This is a genomic window from Protofrankia sp. CiP1_Cm_nod4, from assembly GCF_982290645.1.
Genome location: NZ_CEVIVC010000029.1, coordinates 1 through 6353, shown reverse-complemented (window position 1 = coordinate 6353; position 6353 = coordinate 1). Strand labels below are relative to the sequence as shown.

At 70.9% G+C, this 6353-nt stretch carries 5 protein-coding genes; 4 read left to right on the top strand and 1 reads right to left on the bottom strand.

What is annotated here, in order from left to right:
- Positions 1-16: 16 nt before the first annotated feature.
- Positions 17-1057, bottom strand: coding sequence for a D-2-hydroxyacid dehydrogenase family protein (locus tag AC5LSR_RS08155; RefSeq protein ID WP_250283195.1), 1041 nt, complete (start codon positions 1055-1057; stop codon positions 17-19).
- 378 nt (positions 1058-1435) lie between these two features.
- On the opposite strand from AC5LSR_RS08155, the gene AC5LSR_RS08150 reads away from it, so the two are divergent.
- From AC5LSR_RS08150 to AC5LSR_RS08135, 4 genes are all read left to right on the top strand, one after another.
- Positions 1436-3169: an ABC transporter ATP-binding protein gene (locus AC5LSR_RS08150; RefSeq protein WP_250290946.1), complete on the top strand. Its 1734-nt coding sequence runs from the start codon at positions 1436-1438 to the stop codon at positions 3167-3169.
- A gap of 65 nt (positions 3170-3234) precedes the next feature.
- The gene (locus AC5LSR_RS08145) at positions 3235-5154 is read left to right on the top strand and encodes an ABC transporter ATP-binding protein (RefSeq protein ID WP_250283203.1); all 1920 of its coding nucleotides are present in this window, start codon (positions 3235-3237) and stop codon (positions 5152-5154) included.
- Between the two features lie 528 nt (positions 5155-5682).
- Positions 5683-5826: a hypothetical protein gene (locus AC5LSR_RS08140; protein WP_250283190.1), complete on the top strand. Its 144-nt coding sequence runs from the start codon at positions 5683-5685 to the stop codon at positions 5824-5826.
- Between the two features lie 66 nt (positions 5827-5892).
- Entirely contained in the window at positions 5893-6240 is a 348-nt protein-coding gene (locus tag AC5LSR_RS08135; protein WP_250283189.1) for a hypothetical protein, read from the top strand.
- Positions 6241-6353: the final 113 nt, after the last annotated feature.

Below are 6353 nucleotides of genomic sequence, written 5' to 3'. Positions count from 1 at the left end.
CCGGCGGGCAGGCCGGCTACAGCAGGCGGATCGGGGTGCCGTCGTGCCAGGCGAGGATGTTCTCGACGATCTGTGCGTAGAACGCCCGGTAGCTGTCGGTGGTGACGTAGCCGATGTGGGGGAGCAGCAGGGTGTTGCGCAGCGTCCGCAGCGGGTGGTCGACCGGGAGCGGCTCGATGTCGTAGACGTCCAGGCCGGCGCCGGCGATGCGCCGTTCGCGCAGGGCGGCCAGCAGCGCGTCCTCGTCGACGATGGGGCCGCGGGAGGTGTTGACCAGGTAGGCCGTCGGCTTCATCAGGGCGAGGTCGGCGGCGCCGATCAGGCCCCGGGTCGTCTCCGACAGCGGCAGGTGGATGGTGATCACGTCGGAGCCGGTGAACAGTTCCCGCCTGCTGACGGCGCGCACGCCGTGCGGGGCGGCGCGTTGCGGGGTCAGGTGCGGCGACCAGGCGATGACCGTCATGTCGAACGCCCGCGCCAGCCTGGCGACCGGGATGCCGAGACGGCCGAGGCCGACGACGCCGAGGGTGTGCCCGGCCAGGCCGGGGCCGATGGTGTGCTGCCAGCCGCCGGCCCGGATGGCGGCGTCCTCCTGCGCGAAGTTCCTGGTGAGCGCGATGATCATTCCGATGGTGAGTTCGGGCATCGCGTTGCCCCACCCGGTGGTCCCGCAGACGGTGACGCCCTGTTGCCGGGCCGCGTCGAGGTCGATCGCCGCGTTGGCCATCCCGGTGGTGGCCAGCAGCCGCAGCGCGGGCAGCGCGCGCAGCAGGTCGGCCGGGAACCGGGTCCGCTCACGCATCGCGACGACCACCTCGCTGTCGCGCAGCCGCCGGACCAGCGCGTCGCGGTCGGGGATGTGCTCGTCGAGCACTTCCACCGTGTAGTGGTCGCGCACCGCCGACCAGTCGGCGCTGGTGAGCGCCACCCGCTGGTAGTCGTCCAGGATCGTCACCGTCGGCATGGGAGTCAGCGCACCCGCCCGGACGCGCAGCCCGCCGCTCCCTGCCGCCGCGCTCCCTGTCGTCATGGTCCCTGTGGGACGGGCTTCGCTCATGGCTGCTCCTGGCTATGACCCGACCGGCGGACTGGCGGACGGCCGTTACGTTACGGCCTCACGGGACAGGGCGGGCCACACCGGCCAAATGATCATTTCTGGCGTGCCGGCGGATTCCCGGCTGCTCCGGGCTGTGTCGGGGAAAACGTCTTGACCTGAAGTCAGGTTCAACTCGTAGTGTTCTTGTGCCTCGGCGGGCCACGGGCCGTTCGTCGCCGGCGTGGCCATCGCGGCCAGCCCGGCCGGCGGCGGTCGTGTGGATGGCGCCGGGGCACGCCACTGGTCGGCACGGCTCCGACCGGCACGGCGGTATGACAGCGTTGCCATCGTCCGGACTATCGTTCCGCTTCGCCTCGCCCTGCCGCGGAGAGAGACTGCATGCTGATCCGACTTCTGCGGGCCCACCTGGGCCCCTATGCCCGGCCGATCGAGATCCTGATCGGCCTGCAACTGGTGGCGACCATTGCCATCCTCTACCTGCCGACCCTGAACGCCGACATCATCGACCACGGGGTGGTCGTCGGCGACACCGGTTACATCCTGCGCATCGGTGGGATCATGGTCGGGGTCACCGTCGTGCAGATTCTCTGCGCCAGCGCCGCGGTGTATTTCGGCGCCCGTACCGCGATGGGGTTCGGGCGGGACGTGCGGGCGGCCGTCTTCGACCGGGTGCAGTCGTTCTCCGCCCGTGAGATCGGCCGGTTCGGCACGCCGTCCCTGATCACCCGGGCCACGAACGACGTCCAGCAGCTCCAGATGCTGGTACTGATGATCTTTACGCTGATGGTCTCCGCGCCGATCATGTGCCTGGGCGGTATCGCGCTGGCCGTGCATCAGGACGCCGGGCTGTCCCTCCTGCTGGTCCTGGTCGTGCCGCTCCTCGGTGTGATCATCAGCCTGGTGGTGCGCCGGATGCGGCCGCTGGGCCGGGCGATGCAGGAACGCCTCGACACCGTCAACCGCGTCCTGCGGGAGCAGATCAGCGGGCTGCGGGTGATCCGCGCGTTCGTCCGGGACGACCACGAGCAGCGCCGCTTCGGGACGGCCAACGCCGAGCTGGTCGACGTCTCACTGCGCTTCGGCCGGCTGATGGCGCTGATGTTCCCGCTGGTGCTGATGGTGGTCAACATCGTCAGCGTGGGGGTGCTGTGGTTCGGCGCGCACCGCATCGACGCCGGCCACATGCAGATCGGCGCGCTCACCGCGTTCCTCAGCTACCTCATGCAGATCCTGATGTCGGTGATGATGGCCACCTTCATGTTCATGATGATTCCCCGTGCCGAGGTGTGCGCGGAACGCATCCAGGAGGTGCTGGCCACCGGCTCCACCCTGCTGTCGCCGGCGGACCCGGTGCGCTCCCTCGACCGGCACGGCGAGCTGGAGCTGCGCGACGTCGGGTTCCACTACCCGGGGGCGGAGGCGGCGGTGCTGCGGGGGATCACCCTGCGGGCCCGGCCCGGCCGCACCACCGCGATCATCGGCAGCACCGGCAGCGGCAAGACGACACTGCTCAGCCTGGTCCCGCGGCTGGCCGACGCCACCGAGGGCGCCGTGCTCGTCGACGGCGTCGACGTCCGCGACCTCGACCCGGCGCTGCTCGCCGCCACCGTCGGGCTGGTCCCGCAGAAGCCGTACCTGTTCTCCGGCACCATCGCGACCAACCTGCGCTACGGCGACCCGGACGCCACCGACGACCAGCTGTGGCGGGCCCTGGAGACCGCGCAGGCGAGGGAGTTCGTCGAGGCCATGCCCGACGGCCTGGACACCGTGATCGCCCAGGGCGGGACGAACGTCTCCGGCGGCCAGCGGCAGCGCCTGGCGATCGCCCGGGTGCTGGTCCACCGTCCGGAGATCTACCTGTTCGACGACTCGTTCTCGGCCCTCGACTACGCCACCGACGCGCGCCTGCGCGCCGCGCTCGCCGGGGAGACCGCCGGCGCGACCGTTGTGATCGTCGCCCAGCGGGTCGCCACCATCCGTGACGCCGACCAGATCATCGTGCTGGACGCCGGCGAAGCTGTCGGTACCGGCACCCATCATCAGCTGATGGCGGACAACGCCACCTACCGGGAGATCGTCCTCTCCCAGCTCACCGAGGAGGAGGCCGCGTGACCAGGCCGGCACCAGCGGCGGCGGCACCAGCGGCGGCGGCAGCGGCACGCCGGGGCCCGGCGCCGATGGGCGGCCCGGGCCGCTTCTTCGTCGGCCAGGGCGCCGCGGAGAAGTCGATGGACTTCGCCGGATCCAGCCGCCGGCTGCTCGGCCTGCTGCGCCCGCAGCGCCACCTGTTCGCCGCGGCGATCGCGCTGGCGACGGTCAGCGTCGGGCTGACCGTGCTCGGCCCGCGGCTGCTCGGGCACGCCACCGACCTGGTGTTCGCCGGGATCTTCAGCCGCCGGCTGCCGGCCGGCACCTCGAAGGCCGACGCCGTCGCCGAACTGCGCGCCGGCGGCCACGGCACCCAGGCCGACCTGCTCGCCTCGCTCGACGTCACCCCCGGCCAGGGGATGGACTTCGGCGCCATCGGCTCGGTGCTGCTGTGGGTGCTCGCCGTCTACGTGCTCGCCGGGCTGTGCGGCGTCGCGCAGGCCAGGCTCACGAACCTGGCGCTGCAGCGGGTGATCGGCACGCTGCGCGCGGACGTGCAGGCGAAGATCTCCCGGCTGCCGTTGCGCTACTTCGACCGCCAGCCCCGCGGTGAGGTGCTCAGCCGGGTCACCAACGACATCGACAACCTCCAGCAGAGCCTGCAGCAGAGCCTGTCGCAGATCATCGCGTCCGTGCTGACCATCGTCGGCGTCCTGTCGATGATGATCTGGATCTCCTGGGAGCTCGCGCTGATCGCGGTGGTCGCGGTACCGGTGTCGATCGTCGTCGCGACGAGGATCGGCAAGCTGGCCCAGCCGCAGTTCGTCACCCAGTGGAAGGTCACCGGCCGGCTCAACGCGCACATCGAGGAGATGTACACCGGGCACGCGCTGGTCCGGGTCTTCGGCCGTCAGCGGGAGTCCGCGCAGATTTTCCGCGAGTACAACGAGCAGCTCTACGCCGCCAGCTGGCGCGCGCAGTTCATCTCCGGGCTCATGCAGCCGGCGATGCTGTTCATCGGGAACCTCAGCTACGTGCTGGTGGCGGTCGTCGGCGGGCTGCGGGTCGCCTCCGGCTCGCTGTCGATCGGCGAGGTGCAGGCGTTCGTCCAGTACTCCCGGCAGTTCAGCCAGCCGCTGTCCCAGGTCGCCAGCATGGCGAACATGGTGCAGTCCGGGGTCGCCTCGGCGGAGCGGGTGTTCGACCTGCTCGACACCGCCGAGCAGGCACCCGACCCGCTCGTCCCGGCACACCCGGGGCGGCTGCGCGGCCGGGTCGCCTTCGAGCACGTTGCGTTCCGCTACGAGCCGGACAAGCCGCTGATCGAGGACCTGTCACTGACCGCGGACCCCGGGCACACCGTCGCGATCGTCGGCCCGACCGGCGCCGGCAAGACCACCCTGATCAACCTGCTGATGCGCTTCTACGAGGTCACCGGCGGCCGGATCACCCTGGACGGCGTCGACATCGCCACCATGTCCCGCGAGGAGCTGCGGGCGAGCATCGGCATGGTGCTCCAGGACACCTGGCTCTTCGGCGGCACCATCGCCGAGAACATCGCCTACGGCGCCGAGGGCGCCACCCGGGAACAGATCGTCGCCGCGGCCACCGCCGCGCACGTCGACCGCTTCGTGCGCACCCTGCCGGACGGCTACGACACGGTGCTCGACGACGAGGGCGCCGGCGTCAGCGGCGGGGAACGGCAGCTGATCACCATCGCCCGCGCGTTCCTCGCCGAGCCCCTGATCCTCGTGCTGGACGAGGCGACCAGCTCGGTGGACACCCGCACCGAGGTCCTGATCCAGCGGGCCATGTCCACCCTGCGGGCCGGGCGCACCGCGTTCGTGATCGCGCACCGGCTGTCGACGATCCGGGACGCGGACACCATCCTGGTGATGGACGGCGGCGCGATCGTCGAACAGGGCGACCACGCCAGCCTGCTCGCCGCAGGCGGCGCCTACACCCGCCTCTACCAGGCCCAGTTCGCCCAGGCCGTCGCCGAGGTCTGACGACCGCGGCGGCCGTAGGTCGTTTTCGTTGTCCTGACGACCCTTTCCACCTACGGTCTCCGCGTCTGTAGGTGGAAAGGGTCGTCAGGACAACGGTTTTCACCTACGGCCGGGCATCCTGCCCGTCGAAACCGCTTCGTTCGGCGTGGCCGTCTTCCTGTCGGGCCGGCGGGTGGGAACGGGGCCGCCCGCCCAGCAACGAACAGCAGCGCCATCGAGCACGGAATTCACGCCTCCGCGGCTCGCGGCTCCGCCCCGAAGGGCAGCTACAAAGATCGCCGGATGCCGTGGTGGACAACAGCCGGACACGGCGCCCACCCTGGCGGGCCGGCGGTGGGCCGTAAAGTCGCCGGTGGCGGTCCTTGTCCCGAGGCAGTGGGAGGTTCTGCCCCGAGGCCGTGGAGGGCGGTGGCCGGTGCGGCGGTTCAACACGGCGGGCCCCTGCCTGCCGGAGTACCACTACATGGTGCCGGCGTTGTCACGGCTGCCGGAGGCGCCAGGGCTGGTCGAGCAGTCGGGGGGTATTTCGTGGTGCACGCGCCCCGGCAGACGGGGAAGACGACAGCGCTGCGGGCGCTGGCGCAGGAGCTGACCGCCATCGGCCGGTACGCGGCGCTGTACTTCTCCTGCGAGCTGGGTGAGGCCGCCGGCGACGACTACGGTGCGGCGTAACTCGGCATCCTCGGTGAGATCCGTCGGCGTGCCGAGCTCGCTCTGCCAGCGGAACTGCATCCGCCGATGTGGACGCAGGCATCCGAGGCGGACCTGCTCGCTGCCGCGCTCGCGGCGTGGGCGCGGGTGTGTCCGCGGCCGTTGGTGCTGTTCTTCGACGAGATCGACGCGTTGCGCGGGCAGAGCCTGATCAGTGTGCTGCGGCAGTTGCGGGCCGGGTTCACCGATCGTCCGGCGGCATTCCCGGCATCGGTGGCGCTGTGCGGGCTACGCGACGTCCGCGACTACCACCCTCGAAATCGCTTCGCGATTCCGCGGGTCCCCGGGGCTGCCTCCGGCGGTGACCCGTCCCGGCTGGGCACGTCCAGCCCGTTCAACATCAAGCTGAGGCCGACCCGCTGCGCCGCGGCCTGATCCAGCTCGACGGCTACCTCGACCGCATCCACCTCGACCACGGCGTCCTTGTCCTCTTCGACACCCGTCCCGACGCCCCACCCATCACCGAAAGAACCACCATCACCACCATC